Below are 18,526 nucleotides of genomic sequence, written 5' to 3' on the forward strand. Positions count from 1 at the left end.
ATGATATCATAAATTCACAGATTAAAGTATACATACACCTTATTACCTCTCACCAAAGATTAAATTTGACAAATTACAAAAGCCGGTACAATTCATAAATGGGAGGGATTTTTATGTACAAAAATAATATCAGAACTAGAAAAAAGAAAGAACTGTTTTGGATACCTCACGCCAAGCTAATAACAAGTTTTTTATTTGTAGCAACGGTAATATTCTTAATACTCATGTATATAAATTACAGAAAAATCATAGATCTGATTTTTCCTGTCTACCCTTTGTGTCTTTTCCTTATATTTTTAGTAATATTTTTAATCTATTCTCTTATTATGGCTGTTTTAGAATTTATGTCTGTTATGGCCGAAAAATAGATTATTATGAAAAAGCGGCACCTCTGTGGATGCCGCTTTTAATATACTGATAACATTGTATTAATAATGTATAAGCATTGTATTAATACTCAGTTTTCAACGTTTTTTATTGATGTTCAACCATCTCCAAAAACCTTGATTTTAAAGCATTTCTTAGAATTTGCCCTCTTTAGCAGCTTCCTCGATGGAAACGGCAACAGCAACAGTCATACCAACCATCGGGTTGTTTCCTGCGCCGATCAGACCCATCATCTCTACGTGAGCCGGTACGGAAGAGGAACCTGCAAACTGAGCGTCAGAATGCATACGTCCAAGTGTATCTGTCATACCGTAGGAAGCAGGACCTGCTGCCATGTTGTCCGGATGAAGAGTACGTCCTGTACCACCGCCGGAAGCAACGGAGAAGTATTTTTTGCCTTTTTCCAGGCACTCTTTTTTGTAGGTACCTGCAACCGGATGCTGGAAACGTGTCGGGTTGGTGGAGTTACCTGTAATGGAAACGTCTACGCCCTCTTTCCACATGATAGCAACACCTTCCGGAACGCTGTTAGCGCCGTAGCAGTTTACTTTTGCACGAAGTCCCTCAGAATAGGATTTACGGAATACTTCCTTAACTTCGTTTGTGTATGGATCATACTCTGTCTCAACATATGTAAATCCGTTGATTCTTGCAATGATCTGAGCAGCATCTTTTCCAAGACCGTTCAGGATAACGCGAAGCGGTTTCTGACGAACCTTGTTTGCTTTTTCTGCGATACCGATAGCACCCTCAGCTGCTGCGAAAGACTCATGGCCTGCAAGGAATGCAAAGCACTCTGTCTCCTCTTCAAGAAGCATTTTGCCAAGGTTACCATGGCCAAGACCTACTTTACGTGTATCAGCAACGGAGCCCGGGATACAGAAAGCCTGAAGACCTTCTCCGATAGCTGCTGCTGCATCAGCTGCTCTTTTGCAGCCTTTTTTGATAGCGATAGCTGCGCCTACGATGTATGCCCAGCAAGCGTTCTCAAAGCAGATTGGCTGGATGCCTTTGATCTGGTCGTAAACGTTCAGACCTGCATCTTTTGTGATTTTTTCTGCCTCTTCGATAGAAGCGATTCCATAGCTGTTTAAAACAGAATTGATCTTGTCAATTCGTCTCTCGTATGATTCAAATAAAGCCATTTACTTTTCCTCCTGATTTTTTCATCTAAAAATAATTATTCTTTTCTCGGGTCGATGATCTTAACAGCATCGTCAACACGGCCATACTGACCTTTTGCTTTTTCCCATGCAGTATTCGGGTCATCACCTTTTTTGATGAAATCAGTCATTTTTCCAAGGCTTACGAACTGATATCCGATGATTTCGTTGTCCTCATCAAGAGCGATACCTGTTACATAACCCTCTGCCATTTCCAGATAACGAGGTCCTTTTTTCAGAGTTCCGTACATAGTACCAACCTGGGAACGAAGTCCTTTTCCAAGGTCCTCAAGTCCTGCTCCGATCGGAAGTCCGTCCTCAGAGAAAGCAGACTGGGAACGTCCGTATACGATCTGAAGGAACAGTTCTCTCATAGCTGTATTAATTGCATCACAAACAAGGTCTGTGTTCAGCGCTTCCATTACAGTACGGCCCGGAAGGATCTCGGAAGCCATAGCTGCAGAATGTGTCATACCGGAGCATCCGATAGTCTCTACAAGAGCTTCCTGGATGATACCTTCTTTAACGTTCAGAGTCAGCTTACATGCACCCTGCTGCGGAGCACACCAGCCAACACCGTGTGTCAGGCCGGAAATATCCTTTACTTCTTTTGCCTGTACCCATTTTGCTTCTTCCGGGATCGGAGCAGCCCCATGATGAACGCCCTGTGCCACTGGACACATTTCTTCTACTTCGCGTGAATAAATCATTGTAAAACTCCTTTCAAGTGTAGATTTACTTTAATGTTGTCAAGGTACCCTTAACAACCTTACAATATTTTCTCATAAAACTGTCTAATAGTCCAGTCAAATTTTGTAAAAAAATATCATGTTTTCCTGTCACTTCTTATAATTTTATTCTTTTTTATACAGACAGGTATCTGCTCTTTCTCAATCCTGTTCTGGAATTCCCCTTCAGAATATGATAAACTGAATAAAAATCACACAGGAGGTTCCTATGTCTCAAAATCACCACGGCAGTGCTCTTCCGCCGTCCTTTCTTCCGCAGAAATTTCAGATTTTAAGCGGAAGCGCACTGAAGCTCATCGCCATTTTTGTTATGCTGATCGACCACAGCGCCTGTATTCTTCTTTCACAGTATCCTCCAGCCCTGACTCCGCTTTTTTGTATCGGGCAAAACGCTTATACGCCTTACCGTATCTGCCGGGATATCGGACGGATTGCATTTCCTATTTTCTGTTTTCTTCTGCTGGAAGGCTTTTCCCATACCCGAAACAGAAAAAATTACGGCAGAAATCTGCTTCTCTTTGCCCTGATCTCTGAGCTTCCGTGGAATTACATGTTTGCAGATACCTGGCATTATAAAAAACAAAATGTATTTTTTACTTTATTTCTGGGCTATCTTGCCTTCTGCGCACTGGAACATTTCCGGGAAAACCGCACCAGGCTATTCCTGACCCTGAGCGGGCTTCTGGCCGTTTCCTTTTTCCTTCAGGCAGATTATGGATGGAGGGGCTTTATCTTTCTTCTGATCATGTACCTTTTAAGAGATGACAAAGCTCCCCAGGCGATCATAGGGAGCTGTTGGCTTGCATATGAATGGAAAGCCTGCTTTGCCTTTCTGCCCATTAATATGTATAACGGACAAAGAGGCTTTATCCGCGGAAAGCTTTCCAAATATTTCTTTTATGTATTTTATCCGCTGCACATTACGGTTCTTGTGATCCTGCGCAGGCTCCTGTTTTGATGCAAAAACCTACCAGGGAAGAAACTCGCTGCTTTCTTCATCATAATAGTACCAGCCGTTTCCTCTTCCGACAGGAGAGGCATCCGTCTCTGCCTGTTGGAACGGGATATACTGACCGGTTCCCGCATCCCAGCTGTACAGATCAAAGGGATCACTGATATCTTCTGTACCGGAAGAATCTTCTGAAGAGTTATCGGAATTTTCTTCTGCTGCCTGTTCTGCAAGATCTCCGTTCCAGTACCAGATCTCTCCGTTTTCGTTGACAATAGGCTGGGATTCATCTGCATTATCCAGATCCCCATAAGAAACTCCGTTTTCATCATACCAGATTCCGTCATCAGCTCTTTTTACCTGAATTCCATTCAGGTCAATATCATAAAGAACAATTGAATTCCATCCCTGGGTGATTTCTCCGCTCTCTACTTTTTCTTCAATTGTCCTGGAAGTATCTTCCTGTGTGTTTTCCGAAGTACCAGAGCTGCCTGCTGAAGAATTATCTTTTTCTCCGGAAGTTCCCTGTGATTTGTTTTCATTTGCCGGTGTTTTCTCAGAAGTTCCTGATTTTTGGGGAGCTTTTGTGGGGTTCGGCGTTGCCGTAACTTCTGTTTTTTCCACTGTTTCTGAACCTGAACCGCATCCTGTAAGAACACTTCCTGACATTACTGCTAACAAAAAAAATAAAGCTGCTTTTTTCATAACTCTGTCCCCTTTCACATAATGTTTTACAGGTCAAAGTATATCACCGCAGCTTTATTCTCTGTATTTCCTATATTCCCTTAATTTTTACTGACAATTTCCGTCCTGCTTTTATAAATACTGTCTGCAGGCACACACCCTCTTACCGGAGAAAGAGGATAAATATTACTGTTTCTGCCGATCACAGTTCCCGGATTCAGGACAGATCCGCAGCCTACCTCCACATGATCTCCCAGCATGGCGCCGAATTTTTTTAATCCGGTCTCGATTTTTTCCTCTCCATCCTTTACAACAACCAGCTGTTTGTCGGATTTTACATTGGAACAGATAGAACCTGCTCCCATATGGGATTTGTATCCAAGAACTGCATCTCCCGCATAATTATAATGAGGAACCTGCACGCAGTTAAAAAGGACCACATTTTTAAGCTCTGTAGAGTTTCCTACCACGCAGTCCTCTCCTACAATGGCATTTCCCCGGATAAACGCGCAGTGACGAACCTCTGTATCCTTACCGATGATCGCAGGCCCGTTAATGCAGGCAGTAGGAGCGATCTTTGCAGATTTTGCAATCCAGATATCGCCCTCCCGGTACTCGTACTCATCCGGATCCAGTGTTTTGCCAAGCTTCAGGATAAAATCTTTAATCTCAGGAAGTACTTCCCAGGGATACGTTTTTCCCTCAAAAAGCTCTGCAGCCATTGTTTCCTTCAGATCAAGAAGCTTCTCAATGGTAAAATCTTTCATCATAATTCTTTTCCTCCTCGTTTCGAAGCTGAAGGCTTCTTTTTATAATTCTCTGCCGCCGCATCAAAAAACTGCCTCAGCGCATACTGGTAATTGCTCTGTTCCACCTGAACAGTCCGTACCCGCACAAAATGCTCCAGCTTATCCATATACTCCTGAGGGGTAATGCTTCCCTCTGCCACATAGGTAAGCCCCTTTTCCCAGCTTGCTGTAAGCTCAGGATTCAGAAGCTGCCGTATGGAACAGTTCACCACATCGAAGATCATTTCTCCCAGAAGTGTAGGCGTGATCACCTGGGTCTTTTTATTCAGGGAAAGATATTTAATAGAAAACAGTTTTTTCAGGATTTCCGCTCTGGTGGCGCTGGTTCCGATCCCGCTTCCCCGGATCTGTGCTCTCAGTTCTTCATCCTCGATCAGCTGACCGGCATTTTCCATGGCAAGAATCATAGAACCGGAATTGTAGCGCTTGGGCGGAGAGGTTTCTCCTTCCTTGATGCTCAGAGAATCTACGGAAAGTATATCATTCTTTTTCAGCTTCTGCAATGCTGCCAGAAGTACCTCGTTGCAGGATGTGTTTTCCTCTTCCTCGGAATCCTGGGACTTTTCCGAGGCTTTTTTTGCCGCAAAGGAATTGGCTGCGATCTTCAGATATCCCTCGCTCTGAAGGACACGGAACGAGGAAAAAAAGTGTTCTTTTTCCATAACCGTTACCAGATTTACCTTCTGATAAACTGCAGGAGGATAAAAAATGCATAAAAACCGCCGCACAATCGTCTCATACACCCTCTGAGCCGTCAGGGAAATCCCATTCAATGCACTCAGTCCCTGACCTGTGGGAATAATGGCATAATGATCTGTAATCTGCTTGTCATTGACATATCTTGTTTTTGCAATATTTTTGTAGGTTCCCATTTCCAGAACCTCATCTGCCGCCCCGTCGATCTGAGGATATCTGCGAAGGCCGGAAATGTTTTTGTAAATTTCTTTTGCAACCGCAGTGGAAAGCACCCGGGCATCTGTTCTGGGATAGGTCACCAGCTTTTTCTCATAAAGCTCCTGAACGATCCTCAGGGTTTCATCCGGACTGATCTTAAAAAGCCTGGAGCAGACGTTCTGAAGCTCCGCCAGGTTAAAAAGAAGCGGCGGATTCTTGTTCTCTTTTTTCCTCTCGATTTTTTCTACCTGACAGACAAGCGGAGAATTCTGACTGAGTTCTCCGATCAGCTTCTCTGCGTACTGTTTTTCTTTAAAACCGTTTTCCTTATAAAGATACGGAGACCGAAAATACCTGCTGCCCTCCACAGCCCGCCACTCGCCGTCAAAGTTTTCGCCCTCAAGGGAAATACTGCCAAGAACCCGGTAAAACGGTGTTTTTACAAAGGAACGGATTTCCCGCTCTCTTCGTACAACCATTCCAAGAACACAGGTCATTACACGACCCACGGAAATAGCCTGATATTTTGTTTTCAGATAGTTGGACACACTGTTTCCATATCTCAGGGTCAGAACACGGGAAAAATTAATTCCCATAAGGTAGTCCTCCTTTGCCCGGAGATAAGCAGATGCAGAAAGATTATCATACTCTGAGATATCCTTTGCCTCCCGGATTCCTCTTAAAATCTCTTCTTCTGTCTGAGAATCGATCCACACACGCTTCTGAGTCTTATCATGGACCCCCGCCATCTGAGCCACAAGACGATAGATATACTCACCCTCGCGCCCGGAGTCTGTGCACACATAAATAGTATCCACATCCGGGCGGTTCAGAAGGCCCCTGACAATATTAAACTGTTTCTGCACTGCCGGAATGATTTCATATTTAAAATCGCGCGGTAAAAAAGGCAGGGTATCGAGACTCCACCTTTTGTACTTGATATCATATTTTTCCGGGTAGCTCATAGTGACCAGATGCCCTACGCACCAGGTCACTACAGAATCCTCTGATTCCAGATAGCCGTCCCTTCTTTGTCCGTTGATTTTAAGAGCTTTTGCAAACTCCTGCGCCACGCTTGGCTTTTCTGCTATGTATAAAGCTTTTCCCATTATTGATCTGCACTCATCTTTCTCAGCGGCCAGGCAAGAAGAACCGCGCCGCCTACCATATTTCCAACTGTGACTACCAGCATACTTTTCAGCATGGCGGTTACGGAAAGTCCCGGAACCAGACAATATGCAGCCACAAAAGTACTCATATTCGCAATGCTGTGTTCAAATCCACTGATCACAAATCCTGAAATACACATGATGATCATCAGGATTTTTGCCGCCTCACTTTTCAGCTTGATGCCGCAAAGAACGCCAAGACATACGAAGAAGTTACAGAGAACAGCCCGGAAGAACATTTCTCCCAGCGGAATTGAAAGTTTATTGTTGATAAAGCCGGCAAAATAATCTTTGGTTCCTGCTGCGCCTGCCCATACAAAGATCAGAGTCAGGATCAGACAGCCCACAAAATTGCCGATATAGCTTACCAGCCATACCTTACCGGTTTCTTTCCAGGTTACTTTTTTGTCAATGGCGCCGAAAGCCATAACAAAATTGTTTCCGGTAAACAGCTCGCCGCCTACCATAGAAATCAGAAGAACTGCAATGGAAAACACCACCGCACTGAAAAATTTGCCCCAGGCAGGAAGCTCTGCCCCGGAAAATACATTGCCCACTACATTTGAAAAAATCATGGCAAGAACAATAAAAAATCCTGCCATCACAGCTCTTGTAAAATATTTGCCGAAGCCGGTGTTTACAAGCTGTGATTTTGCCGCTGCCGCGTTTGATACCTTTTGTACATCTTCATAGTTCATCTTTTGCCACCCTTGTCCTTTCCTGCTTTTACATAAGCCAGGCCCCCCGCCTGCGCCTATGAATTGAAGCCTTCGGCTTGGATTCATTAAGTGTTTCGGTAATACCATGGTCACTAACCTCTGCCTGCGCTTTGCTTGTCCTCGCTAAGTGTCCAGGTATAAATTCTCACTAAATTCATCCTGCGCCTTCGGCTTGGATTCATTAAGTGTTCATATTATATCATTATTTTGTGGTTCTCTCAACATAATTTGCTGAGCCTGTTTGTGTATGATTCCCTTCATCTGCCCTGCGCCCCCCAAAAAACAGCTTTCTGAGTGTTTTACCGTACACCCCGCCAGCCCCCCTTTCCGGTTATCTGCTGTTCACGCCTGCTACAATCCTGTTGAATCCATTATCCAGACAGCGTATAATACGGATATAAATTTACAATGCAACACTTATAGCCATTTCAACAAATCTCATCAGAACAAGGAGGATACCATGATCCAGATCAACAAAGAACTATGCATCGGATGCGGAAAATGCGTTAAGGACTGCCCTGTTTTCTGCATTTCCATCACTGACCACAAGGCCTCGGCATCTGGCGACTGCATGAACTGCGGTCACTGTGCTGCCCTCTGCCCCAAAGAAGCGATTTCAATTCCCGGCTACGATATGAATGATGTGGAAATATATAATGAAAATTCTTTCTCTCTGGAACCGGACACCCTGCTGCGCACCATCAAATTCCGCAGAAGCATCCGGGATTATAAGCCCCTTCCCGTAGAAAAGGAGACACTTCAGAAAGTCCTTCAGGCAGGCCGCTACACTGCCACTGCCAAAAACAACCAGGACTGTCATTTTATTTTTGTACAAAAAGAACTTGCTGCGCTCAAACAGCAGGTCTGGGATTTTATCGACGACTACGCCGCCTCCCACAGCGATAACGCCTCAGCAGATATGCTTCCCTATCTTTCTTTCAATCAGCGCAGAAAAGCCAACTGCAAAGACGATTATCTGTTCCGCAATGCTCCTGTAGTGGCGTACATTACCTCCGACTGGCCCCTTGACGCCGGACTTGCCGCCCAGAATATGGAGCTTATGGCTGTAGCTCTGGGGCTTGGCACACTGTATAACGGCTATCTTGCCCGCATTACCAATGCAAACGAAAAGCTTAAGGACTGGCTTGGCATAAAAGGAAAAACTATCAAAGCCTGTATGCTCCTTGGCTATCCCAATGTTTCCTATGAACGGACAGCCCCCAGAAAAGAGGCCAATGTGATCTGGAAATAAAAGAGGTTATAACTGCCCTGCATAAAGATTTCCGGTGTAGTTCCTTACAAATCCCAGTAACAGAATCCCATACTTTTCTGCCAGAAGAACTGCCGCCTCTGTGACAGCAGCCCGGGAAACTACAGTTGCAACTCCCATCTGGATGATTTTTTTGAGATAGTCTGCAGATATTCTTCCGCTTGTAAAAATCACACCGTCTCCGGGATCGATTTCCTGAATCAGAAGCTTTCCCGCCACCTTGTCAAGAGCATTATGACGGCCAATGTCCTCAAAGCTGCAGACTATCTCCCTTTCTTTCCAGAACGCACAGGAATGAGCGCAGCCGGTTTCCCGGAACAGTTCTCCCGGCTGAGAGAAAAAAACCTCTGCCGCGGAGAAGATCTCAGAAAAACCGACAATTCTATTCCCCTCTGACCGTTGTTTCCTCTCCGGCATCGTAGTTTCTGCATTTCGATACTGTATCGGCTCTGTTTTACCCGGCTCTTTTTCCCTGGATTCTATAGAACTCTCCACTTCATTTTTTGTATTCTTCCCCGATTCTTTCTCTGTCCTCTGCTTCTCGTTTTCAGAAATCTCAACATAAATTGTCCGTTCTTCTTCCTGAATCTGAATGCTTCTGATCTGCCTGATATTTCTTACCAGACCTTCTGTATACAGCCGCCCCAGGGCCAGTTCCTTAAGATCTTCCGGCGTACAGCTTAATCTGACCAGCTTCTGACCGTTTACAAAAAGGCTGTATTCCGTTTCCAGCGCTACCGTATCTTCACAGAAAATTTCCTGTCTGTTTTTTATTTTTTTTATATTTATCAATGTTTTTTTCATAAGCTTTTCTCTCCCGAAGTCCTTAATTATGAAGTTATCATCCACAGATCACTGTCCCACAAGTTGTTTTAGCATTTATATATCCTATTATACTGAGATATGCAAGGCAAATCACCCTCATCAAAAATGCTTTCCTGCGCACTTTGGATTTTACTGTTCACAGGCGGCTATCCCGAGACATACAGGACAGAAGGCCATCACCGAAGATGATCTGGAAGGCATTTTAACCAGTCTGCTGTAAACAAAGTAAGCCGTAATGTCTTGAAAAATATCTCTCACACTGCTATAATAAAAAAGATTTTTGGGTGTCGTTGGGTAACTGGTGTGCCCCCTGGTCTTCAAAACCTGTGCTGGACGTTAAGAGCGCCCTGGGTGAGTTCGATTCTCACAGGCATCCGCCAGAATATAATGAGGCTGCGGAATTAATTTCCACAGCCGTTTTTTTCTCCTTAAAAGCTCATCCGTCAGCTTCTGCAAAAAAAATTTATTTTTCATCAAGCACTTCTTTCAGTTCTGCTGTAAATTCCCGTTTCTCTTCCTCTGAAATCGTCCGCATTTCCAGCAAAACCCTGTCGTTTTTTATATGAGAAACAATCGGAACAGGAAGCAGACGAAGACGGTCTGCCAGCTGCTGTGCAGTTTCTTTTTCCGGAAAAATTTCCACTGCATAATCCGGCATTGTTTCTCCCGGAAGAGAGCCTCCACCAATCACAGCGCTGCTCTCTGTTACTGCAATTTTTCCGGAACAGGAGCAGGAATTCAGTTCCCAGGAAATTTCTTCTGCCTGGGCAAGAAGCTCATCTTTGGTTCTTGCAATCATTTTAAGAACCGGAATGTTCTCCCATGCCTGTTTCTCACAAAAATACTCCCGGAAAGTAGCTTCCAGAACCGCAGTTGTGCATTTGTCAAGGCGCAGCGCCCGCATCAGAGGATGCTGCTCCATTTTTTGTATGTATTCCTTTTTTCCCACAATAATCCCGGCCTGAGGGCCGCCCAGAAGCTTATCCCCGGAAAAGCAGACCACATCCGCTCCTTTTCGGAGGATTTCGCCTACTGTAGGCTCATGGGCAAGCCCGTATTTTTCCAGATCAACCAGAACCCCGCTTCCCAGATCAACGATCACAGGAATCCCGTGTTTTTTTCCCAGAGCAGAAAGCTCCTCCACAGAGGTTTCCTCCGTAAATCCCACAATTTTATAATTGCTTGTATGGACCTTCAGAAATGCCGCAGTTTCTTCTGTTACAGCCTGTTCATAATCTGAAATCCTGGTCCGGTTTGTGCAGCCGGTTTCCCGAAGGAAGGCGCCGCTCTGCTCCATAACCTCCGGGATACGGAAATGTCCTCCGATCTCAATCAGCTCTCCTCTGGAAACAATCACTTCTTTTTTGTGCGCCATAGTCGCAAGAATTAAAGTCACTGCCGCTGCGTTATTGTTCACTGCCACCGCAGCCTCCGCACCGGTGATCTGGCAGATCATATCTGCATAGTGAGCCTGCCGCTTTCCTCTTTTTCCTTCCGAAAGCCTGTATTCCAGATTAGAAAATCCGCACATGGACTGAAAGGCGGCCTCCATCTGACGTTTTCCAAGAGGCGCCCGTCCAAGATTCGTATGAAGAAGAATTCCTGTTGCGTTAAAAACCCGTCTATAAGAGGGTTCTTCCAGCGCCTTTGTCCTCTCCCTAGCCTGTTGGAGCAGCCGGGAAATAAAAAGCTCTGTTGGCTGAGCATTTTCAACAGCAGCTTCTGTTGCTTTCCCTTCCAGAAGCTCCTTTCTCAGACTGTCCAGCTCTTGCCGGAGTATACCAAGGATCCTGTTTTTTCCATATAGTCTGCACAGCTCTTCCGCCTCCGGCTCCTGAAGGATCCGATCCATCTTCGGAAGCTGTCTTAAAATCTCATTTTTATTCATATACTGTCCGCTTATTTTAATATCAGATATTTTTCCTGTTTTCCGGTTACTTCTCCCACGGCTGTGCCCGGAGAACCAAGATCAGCCAGACGTTCCAGAAGCTCAGCGGCATCTTCTTTTTTTACTGCAAGAAGAAGCCCTCCTGACGTCTGGGGATCATACACAAGATCTTCCTGCCAGGTTCCTGCAATTTCACTGAAAACATCCTCTTCCAGATATTCCCGGTTTCTGTATGCTCCCGCAGGAATCAGTCCCATCCGGGCATATTCCTTTACTCCGGGCAAAACCGGAAGCTTCTCTGTATGGAGAACCAGCGTCATTTCACTGCCCTTTGCCATTTCCATAGCGTGGCCTGCCAGCCCGAAGCCGGTGATATCTGTACAGCTGTGGATTTCAAATCCCACCGCAATATCCCTGGCATATTTATTTAAGGCAGTCATTGTTTTTACTGCAGAGCTTATCTCTTCCTCTGAGGCAAGCTCTCCCTTAATGGCAGTGGAAATAATTCCGGTACCCAGAGGCTTGGTAAGGATCAGCACATCTCCCGGCTGCGCTCCATAATTTTTCCACATGGCTTTCGGATCAACAAAACCGCTGACGCAAAGCCCGTACTTTGGTTCATTGTCGGAAATGGTATGACCTCCTGCAAGCACAGCTCCTGCTTCCATTACCTTATCCGCGCCGCCCTGAAGGATTTTTCCCAGTATCTCAATATCCAGACAGTCCGGAAAGGCCGCCAGATTCAGCGCCACCTTAGGTTCTCCGCCCATGGCGTATACGTCGCTTAAAGCATTTGCTGCTGCGATCTGCCCAAACAGATAGGGATCGTCTACCACCGGGGTAAAAAAATCAACGGTCTGGATCATTGCCAGTTCCTCACTGATCTGATAAACTGCGGCATCATCCGCGGTTTCTGTTCCCACTAAAAGCATGGGATCATTAAATTTTGGCAGCTTACCCAAAACTTGGGCAAGGGTCTTCGGACCTTTTTTCGCCGCTCAGCCGGAGGTAGTTGACATCTGCGTCAAACGAATTTCTGTGTCTGCCATATCACTCACCTCCATTACATAATTTCCTGTCATCTTTTCCTTTAAAGCCTTCTTCATTTCCCATAACCTTTATTTTCCAGAGGCTTTCAGAACCCTTCCGCCCTCTGTTTTTCTTGTAAAACCGTTTTTATCAAAATGCTCCAAAAGGGCTACCGCCACCTTCCGGGAACAGCCCAGATAATCCCGGTATTCTCCAAGAGCAACTTCCGGCTTCTTCTCTGCCATTTCCCGGAAAGCTGTTTTTGCCTTCTCATAGTAATCACGGTGAACACAGTATTGAACATCCAGCCGGATCAGCGCTTTTTTGTTCAGAAGGGACGTAAACACAGCCGGAAACTTCTTCTGATTCCGGTGTTCCTTCAGATAAAGCTCGGTAGCAAGAGGCGCAAAGCCCTCATCCAGATAATGGTTAAGGATTTCTTTTACCATAGCGTCCTCATCCTCCTTCAGAACTACCCGAAAACGCTTTTTACTGATCAGTCCGTGCTCTTCCTTGATTACTTTTTCGGTCTTTAAAACGGCAAGAATATCGTCTGCAAGCTTCCCGTCTGCAAGCTTCATCCTGCTTCGCAGTTCTTCAATTCCCATGCCTTCCTTTAAAGGATTGGCTTTATGAAATTCATCCAGAACTGCCTCTGCCCTTTTCCGGTAAAAATCCATTTCCTGCCTGTGAATGTACAGATTTTCATTAAGACGCACCAGAATTTTTCGCTCCGCCAGCTTCTCCGCTGTATGTTTCAGCCCGGATTTATCAAGAGCGCTTCGTCCTGCCAGCTCCTCCAAAGTAAAAAAGCTTCCCCAGTGCTCCCAGGCTGAAAGTTCAAGCATTTCCTCCCTGGTTCCGCTTTCCTTGATCCGGCAGGCCTCCAGCGCCTTTTGGTCATTTCTTTTATGCTTTCTGGGGCAGATATCCAGAACCGTTCCGCCTCCAATGGTTTCTGCCGGGGAATAAAACCGGATCACAAACCGCTCTCCTTTTTCCAGAACCGTTTCCTCTTCCAGCCTGAGCTGAGCATAACAGGTCTCCCCTGCTTTCAGCTCATCTCTGTCAAGCAGGATCACCTTTCCCAGAAGCTCCCTTGTACCATGATACACATGCACCCGGCTTCCGTTCTTTACGCTGCGCTGTGTGTGACGCAGCACAGTCAGAGACACATCTGCCATCATGGTAGGATACATACTGTTTTTAAGGGCAACCACATCGCCTCTTCGGATCTCCTGTTTTTTCCTGTCAGGAAGATTCAGAGCCACCCTCTGCCCAGCATGTGCCTCCTCCACATTTGTCTCATGCACCTGAATGCTGCGGATTTTTACAGAAGTATTTTCCGGATAAAGATACGCTTCCTGCTCCTTTTTGATCCTTCCGCCAAAAAGCGTTCCTGTTACTACAGTTCCAAAGCCTTTCAATGTAAATACGCGGTCAACAGGCAGGCGGAAGGCCCGGGTTTCCTTATGCCCCGGAAGATCTCTGTATAACTGATACAGCGTATCCCGAAGCCTGTCGATTCCCTGATTCCTGTATACAGAAACCGGAACTACGGGCGCATCCTCCAGGAACGTTCCCTTAACCAGTTCCCTGACGTCCTCCTCCACCAGCTCTGTAAGCTCCGGATCTGCCGCGTCTGTTTTTGTGATCACAATCACTCCGCAGCGTACCCCCAGAATGGACAAAATGTCCAGATGCTCCACTGTCTGAGGCATAATTCCCTCATCCGCTGCAACCACAAGCATGACCATATCCATTCCAGCCACACCTGCCAGCATATTTTTTACAAATTTTTCATGGCCGGGCACATCCACGATCCCTACCCGCTCCCCTTTTGGGAAATCCATCCAGGCAAAACCAAGCTCAATGGTAATGCCCCGTTTTTTTTCTTCCTTCAGACGGTCTGTATCAATACCCGTCAATGCCCGGATCAGGCAGGTTTTTCCGTGATCCACATGACCTGCCGTTCCTATAATTCCATATTTCATCAGTTTAACCCCTGTAAAAACCGGAGAGGAAAACCTGTCCGGCTTCATATATTGTTATTGTCCACAACACGAGACAAATTTCCTTTCAGATTGTCAGGGATAAAACATCATTTTCTCCTTGACAATCCCCTGGGCTTACCCTATACTGAAAATAAGAAATGGGTTTTTACCAAGTAAAATCTTGTGATTTGAAAGGGTTGCTCGTTTCTTTTTTTATGTCCAGAATATCATATAAATACATTTTTCGGTCATTTGCATGCCGTATCAGCATAGATGCATGAAACACATTATACCGTTCCACTTCTCCCTCTGCATCATAAACTGGCAATGCAAAGTACGAATCATATCGATACCATCCATTTGCTGCATCTCTCAGATGTTTCTCTCCTGTATTTTCTCGATAATGTTTTCCTGAGGCAATTTCTAGCAATTCTGGAATTCCCTGTACTGCATTGGCCTTTACTTTTGCATTTGCCCCTTTTAGCATATAAGTATATTTTGACCCCGTATATTCATCTGGAAAATCTTTCCCAATGTATACGATATCTTTTGTATCCATAACTTCGTAAAAATTGCCTACATAAGATTCAAGGTAAACTTTTACCTCATTCCAGTTGATGGATTTTTTTCCTGCAAAAAGAATATCCTGCATCTGTACAATCTTCTTTCCATTCAATCCGGATACCACTTTCACATTTCTTTTCACTCCTACACTCCTCTATAACAAACCAGACCTGTATCTGTGCAGCAAATATACTTTATCGCCTTATATTCTTCCTTATCATACCACACGTCTGTTTTTTTTACTACAGAAACGCTTCTCCGTATCAGGTAGAATAATGCCTCTGAACAAGTAACACTTTTATTTTGTATAAAGGCCGGAATAAGCCTTTTTATCCAGCCTTAAATAAATACTATACAGAATCATCACAAATAAACCGATCACCGCTATAATTATCCATACAGTACTGAATGTATAATAGTCGATAAGTGTTCCTATTATGTAGTTACTTAATACTCCAATTAATCCGGCGCAGCTGGTCGTAATACTTAATACTCTTCCACGATGTGTTTCCGGTATTCTTTTTGTAAGATAAGGCGTTTTTGAAATGGAACCCAATATTTCACCTATTGTAAATATAATAATCCCTGCAACCGCAATCACAAAATGATGATTTACAAAAATAAAAAATGCAAGTCCTAATGACTCCAGCAGCTGCCCCAAATACATAATCCTGATATCCATAAATCCGGAAAGCTTTTGGGTTAATATTGGCGTACCTATTACCACAACAACTGCATTAATACTTGTTAAAACTCCAAATTTAAAAGCTCCTGATCCCTGAAAGGCTTCCTCCATATGTAAGGGCATCAAAAAACTGAACTGATTATAAATCAGCGCAGCTATACCGTGAATGACAAACAGCACAAAAAATAATTTTCGTTGCGAAAAAACCTTGAATATTGATCCTGTTTCTCCTTTTTCATATTCGTTCACTGTTCTGTTATCCCGGTCAGCAGTTCTTATATTTTTAATAAAAATCAGCAGAAGAAGCGTACTGGTGATATCTGCCACGCCGTTAATAAAAAAAGAAAGGCTGAGATAATGATTAAATAAAATGCCTCCAATGGTGGGCGCCAAAACCAGGCCTAAATTCATGGAAAGATAATTCAGCGAATATGCTCGTTCCCGATCCCTGTAGGTTGTCAGATCCGCGATCAGAGCATCGTAAGCCGGCTGCTCCATTGCCTGAAATAAAGAAGCAATCGCCAGTAAATACAGTGTCGTCATGGACATTGGCAATGCAGCGCAGACAAAATACAGGCTGTTTCCGATCAAGTCGAAGGTAACGATGATATGCTTTTTATTATATTTGTCAGCCAGCTTACCTCCCAGTAAATAAAACGGTCCCATAAACAAAGAAAATATCATCATATACAGGCCGATGGTCTGTCCGTTCAACCCCAGCTTTTCACTCATGATCAAGGTAAGCATGGGCCATATTAACGCCCCCATACTTGTCATGACTTTGCCAAAAGCCAGCACATAGATTTCTTTTGGCAAATGGCTGTACATTGAAAAATGTTTCTTAAGAAATCCCATAAAAATTCTCTCCTTCGTCTTCTCTTTAAATCATCTGCCTGTTTTTTCTATCACATCTTCACTACCGCATCCAGGCACAACATCATCGCATATTCATATGTATTGCCGCCAAAATTCCTCTCATCATATTTCTTAACAGCTGCGAGGTTTTTCCCCTTGACTTTCATATTTATCCGATTACTCTAAATCAATCCAGTATCTTTGCTCTGTCTTACCGTTTTCTATTTGTTCATTTTCTAATATTCCGCCGTTTTTTATGATGGATTTCGCAGAACCAATATTATCTTTATCGCATACCATTAAAACTTTTTTGATTCCCATTTTTTTACATTCCTCTAAGGCAAGCCCAATCATTTGTACAGCATATCCTTTTCTTCTTTCAGATGGTCTGATTCCGTCACCAATATGCCCTCCATGTAATAGCAAATGTTCATTTAAATAATGCCTGATATTTACTGCACCTACAATGATATTTCGCCTCTCATCCAAACAAAAGAATGTGGAATGAGGAACCAGTCCGTCTTTTGGTTCCTTTGCTTCCAAATTATCCAGATAGTAATCAAAGTCATCATAATCGTTTTTGAAAATAACTTCTGGTGAACGGTTCACATCATAAGTATCATTATATTTTTTCCACTCCTTGAGCATGTCAATAATCTGTCCTTTGTATTCGTAACTTCCTTTTATTAATTTTATTGATATCAAAATCACTTCCTTTACTTAGAATCCATAACTTTTCTCATTTCAATACTGTGCCGTAAATCTTTTCCCATTTTTAAAAATCTCATATTAATATCAATACAGAAAATGTCTTATCATATTTTAAGTTTAAATCCACAACCAGATCCGCCAACCTGTCTTCTGTACTTTCATTCAGATTTCCATTTAGCAGAACAGCAATATCCACGTCTGATTCAGAAGTATAGGTTTCTCTTGCATAAGAACCGTATAATACAATCCGAAGCGCCTGGTTATTAAAAACAGCAAGGATTCCACCCTCTAATTCCTTTCATGTATTTGTATCCATAAGCTGTACTTTTTTATTATATCGTCCGATTTTTTTAACGTCAACGCATTTCAAAAAAGCAGTTTTTAATTTTCTTTCTTTTTCGCTGATTTTTTATAAAATTCTGTCCGCAATACTACAGTTATGGTAAACTATAATCAAACAACAATTTCATTTTTTATCCACAGAAAGAGGTGACCTCCCATGTACGAAAACATTCGCCTGCAAACCAGTCGTCTGCTTCTCCGGCCAGTCAGTCCAGATGATCTTTCCACTGTTTATGCTTATTCTTCCGATGGAGAGCATGTGAAATATATGAAATACTATCCAGATGAATCTATGGAAGTGTGCAAAAAGTTTCTCATACAGACCTGCCAAGAATGGAGTAAAGAATTTCCCCGCTGTTATGTATTTGCTGTCATACAGAACAGCCGACATATTGGCGAGGTTTCTGTCTACGCTGAAGATGAAGCTTTTACAATCGGAGAACTTGGATGGATCATTCACAGAGATTACTGCAATAAAGGATATGCCTCAGAAGCTGCGCAGGCTCTTCTCAGTTTTTGTCAAAACACACTTCATCTTAATAAAGTCACTGCCTGCTGTGACAGCAGAAACTCTGCATCCATGAAAATCATGGAAACTCTTGGCATGACTGTAACAGAAAAGGATATTCCCAGAAAATATTTGAAACGCGATGAAACTGCCTTTGAGATAAAAGCAGAAAAAATATTACATCTTGACCTTTCGTCCCTAAAACGGTAATATCATTATATAATAGCTTGTATAAGTTCGTAATGGGACGAGCGTTTCTACCAACTGCCTTAACAGTTGACTACAGGTTTCCGCAAAACCGGAAATCCCCTGTCTGCTGTTAGGGCTTTTTT

17 protein-coding genes, 1 tRNA gene and 1 riboswitch are annotated in these 18,526 nt (G+C 43.7%); of the genes, 4 read left to right on the top strand and 14 right to left on the bottom strand.

What is annotated here, in order from left to right; translation table 11 throughout:
- Positions 1-521: 521 nt before the first annotated feature.
- Positions 522-1,532 carry a GGGtGRT protein gene (locus tag NSA57_RS01955; RefSeq protein WP_022066943.1) on the bottom strand — a complete coding sequence of 337 codons (1,011 nt, stop codon included), beginning with the start codon at positions 1,530-1,532 and terminating at the stop codon, positions 522-524.
- Positions 1,533-1,567: 35 nt separating this feature from the next.
- Positions 1,568-2,260 carry an iron-sulfur cluster assembly scaffold protein gene (locus tag NSA57_RS01960; RefSeq protein ID WP_022066942.1) on the bottom strand — a complete coding sequence of 231 codons (693 nt, stop codon included), beginning with the start codon at positions 2,258-2,260 and terminating at the stop codon, positions 1,568-1,570.
- Between the two features lie 247 nt (positions 2,261-2,507).
- Between NSA57_RS01960 and NSA57_RS01965 the strand changes: the two genes are divergently transcribed.
- Positions 2,508-3,257 (top strand): TraX family protein, encoded by a 750-nt coding sequence (locus NSA57_RS01965; protein WP_022066941.1) that lies wholly within the window; start codon positions 2,508-2,510, stop codon positions 3,255-3,257.
- Positions 3,258-3,266: 9 nt separating this feature from the next.
- On the opposite strand, the gene NSA57_RS01970 is transcribed toward NSA57_RS01965, so the two are convergent.
- The 4 genes from NSA57_RS01970 to NSA57_RS01985 form a co-directional block, all read right to left on the bottom strand.
- The gene (locus NSA57_RS01970) at positions 3,267-3,953 is read right to left on the bottom strand and encodes a hypothetical protein (protein ID WP_257463833.1); all 687 of its coding nucleotides are present in this window, start codon (positions 3,951-3,953) and stop codon (positions 3,267-3,269) included.
- A gap of 80 nt (positions 3,954-4,033) precedes the next feature.
- Positions 4,034-4,699, bottom strand: coding sequence for an acyltransferase (locus NSA57_RS01975; RefSeq protein ID WP_334304830.1), 666 nt, complete (start codon positions 4,697-4,699; stop codon positions 4,034-4,036).
- Complete coding sequence (locus tag NSA57_RS01980; protein ID WP_022066938.1) at positions 4,699-6,744, bottom strand: DNA topoisomerase; 2,046 nt, start codon at positions 6,742-6,744, stop codon at positions 4,699-4,701. The genes NSA57_RS01975 and NSA57_RS01980 overlap by 1 nt, the downstream gene beginning before the upstream one ends.
- A complete protein-coding gene (locus NSA57_RS01985; RefSeq protein ID WP_257463835.1) occupies positions 6,744-7,502 on the bottom strand; it encodes a formate/nitrite transporter family protein in 759 nt (252 codons plus the stop codon). Before NSA57_RS01985 ends, NSA57_RS01980 begins: the two co-directional genes overlap by 1 nt.
- 481 nt (positions 7,503-7,983) lie before the next feature.
- Between NSA57_RS01985 and NSA57_RS01990 the strand changes: the two genes are divergently transcribed.
- Positions 7,984-8,775, top strand: coding sequence for a nitroreductase family protein (locus NSA57_RS01990; protein WP_257463836.1), 792 nt, complete (start codon positions 7,984-7,986; stop codon positions 8,773-8,775).
- Between the two features lie 6 nt (positions 8,776-8,781).
- Here NSA57_RS01990 and fdhD read toward each other — a convergent pair whose 3' ends face one another.
- Positions 8,782-9,597, bottom strand: coding sequence for a formate dehydrogenase accessory sulfurtransferase FdhD (gene fdhD, locus NSA57_RS01995; RefSeq protein ID WP_257463837.1), 816 nt, complete (start codon positions 9,595-9,597; stop codon positions 8,782-8,784).
- Positions 9,598-9,900: 303 nt separating this feature from the next.
- Here fdhD and NSA57_RS02000 point away from each other — a divergent pair.
- Positions 9,901-9,998 (top strand) — tRNA-Sec (locus NSA57_RS02000).
- A gap of 83 nt (positions 9,999-10,081) precedes the next feature.
- On the opposite strand, the gene selA is transcribed toward NSA57_RS02000, so the two are convergent.
- The 7 genes from selA to NSA57_RS19770 all read right to left on the bottom strand — a co-directional run bounded on the left by selA (position 10,082) and on the right by NSA57_RS19770 (position 17,624).
- The gene (gene selA, locus NSA57_RS02005) at positions 10,082-11,506 is read right to left on the bottom strand and encodes an L-seryl-tRNA(Sec) selenium transferase (RefSeq protein ID WP_257463838.1); all 1,425 of its coding nucleotides are present in this window, start codon (positions 11,504-11,506) and stop codon (positions 10,082-10,084) included.
- Between the two features lie 11 nt (positions 11,507-11,517).
- Positions 11,518-12,525, bottom strand: coding sequence for a selenide, water dikinase SelD (selD, locus tag NSA57_RS02010; protein WP_257463921.1), 1,008 nt, complete (start codon positions 12,523-12,525; stop codon positions 11,518-11,520).
- 99 nt (positions 12,526-12,624) lie between these two features.
- On the bottom strand, positions 12,625-14,529 hold the full coding sequence (selB, locus tag NSA57_RS02015; protein ID WP_257463839.1) for a selenocysteine-specific translation elongation factor: 1,905 nt from the start codon (positions 14,527-14,529) through the stop codon (positions 12,625-12,627).
- Positions 14,530-14,695: 166 nt separating this feature from the next.
- Entirely contained in the window at positions 14,696-15,235 is a 540-nt protein-coding gene (locus NSA57_RS02020) for a hypothetical protein (RefSeq protein WP_257463840.1), read from the bottom strand.
- 156 nt (positions 15,236-15,391) lie between these two features.
- Complete coding sequence (locus NSA57_RS02025; protein ID WP_257463841.1) at positions 15,392-16,633, bottom strand: MFS transporter; 1,242 nt, start codon at positions 16,631-16,633, stop codon at positions 15,392-15,394.
- Between the two features lie 177 nt (positions 16,634-16,810).
- Positions 16,811-17,338 (bottom strand): GNAT family N-acetyltransferase, encoded by a 528-nt coding sequence (locus tag NSA57_RS02030; protein ID WP_243873658.1) that lies wholly within the window; start codon positions 17,336-17,338, stop codon positions 16,811-16,813.
- A gap of 79 nt (positions 17,339-17,417) precedes the next feature.
- On the bottom strand, positions 17,418-17,624 hold the full coding sequence (locus tag NSA57_RS19770; RefSeq protein WP_147598269.1) for a nucleotidyltransferase domain-containing protein: 207 nt from the start codon (positions 17,622-17,624) through the stop codon (positions 17,418-17,420).
- Between the two features lie 219 nt (positions 17,625-17,843).
- Here NSA57_RS19770 and NSA57_RS02040 point away from each other — a divergent pair, with 219 nt between their 5' ends.
- The gene (locus NSA57_RS02040) at positions 17,844-18,404 is read left to right on the top strand and encodes a GNAT family N-acetyltransferase (RefSeq protein WP_257463842.1); all 561 of its coding nucleotides are present in this window, start codon (positions 17,844-17,846) and stop codon (positions 18,402-18,404) included.
- Positions 18,402-18,497: riboswitch (purine riboswitch) on the top strand. Its footprint overlaps the gene before it by 3 nt.
- The last annotated feature ends 29 nt before the right edge of the window (positions 18,498-18,526 follow it).

The sequence above is a fragment of the Blautia caecimuris genome (assembly GCF_024622975.1).
In the GTDB taxonomy this organism is placed as follows: domain Bacteria; phylum Bacillota; class Clostridia; order Lachnospirales; family Lachnospiraceae; genus Blautia_A; species Blautia_A caecimuris.

Coding starts and splice junctions, on each gene's coding strand:
- NSA57_RS01955 (WP_022066943.1), bottom strand. CDS start 1,532: ATGGCTTTATTTGAATCATACGAGAGACGAATTGACAAGATCAATTCT.
- NSA57_RS01960 (WP_022066942.1), bottom strand. CDS start 2,260: ATGATTTATTCACGCGAAGTAGAAGAAATGTGTCCAGTGGCACAGGGC.
- NSA57_RS01965 (WP_022066941.1), top strand. CDS start 2,508: ATGTCTCAAAATCACCACGGCAGTGCTCTTCCGCCGTCCTTTCTTCCG.
- NSA57_RS01970 (WP_257463833.1), bottom strand. CDS start 3,953: ATGAAAAAAGCAGCTTTATTTTTTTTGTTAGCAGTAATGTCAGGAAGT.
- NSA57_RS01975 (WP_334304830.1), bottom strand. CDS start 4,699: ATGAAAGATTTTACCATTGAGAAGCTTCTTGATCTGAAGGAAACAATG.
- NSA57_RS01980 (WP_022066938.1), bottom strand. CDS start 6,744: ATGGGAAAAGCTTTATACATAGCAGAAAAGCCAAGCGTGGCGCAGGAG.
- NSA57_RS01985 (WP_257463835.1), bottom strand. CDS start 7,502: ATGAACTATGAAGATGTACAAAAGGTATCAAACGCGGCAGCGGCAAAA.
- NSA57_RS01990 (WP_257463836.1), top strand. CDS start 7,984: ATGATCCAGATCAACAAAGAACTATGCATCGGATGCGGAAAATGCGTT.
- fdhD (WP_257463837.1), bottom strand. CDS start 9,597: ATGAAAAAAACATTGATAAATATAAAAAAAATAAAAAACAGACAGGAA.
- selA (WP_257463838.1), bottom strand. CDS start 11,506: ATGAATAAAAATGAGATTTTAAGACAGCTTCCGAAGATGGATCGGATC.
- selB (WP_257463839.1), bottom strand. CDS start 14,529: ATGAAATATGGAATTATAGGAACGGCAGGTCATGTGGATCACGGAAAA.
- NSA57_RS02025 (WP_257463841.1), bottom strand. CDS start 16,633: ATGGGATTTCTTAAGAAACATTTTTCAATGTACAGCCATTTGCCAAAA.
- NSA57_RS02040 (WP_257463842.1), top strand. CDS start 17,844: ATGTACGAAAACATTCGCCTGCAAACCAGTCGTCTGCTTCTCCGGCCA.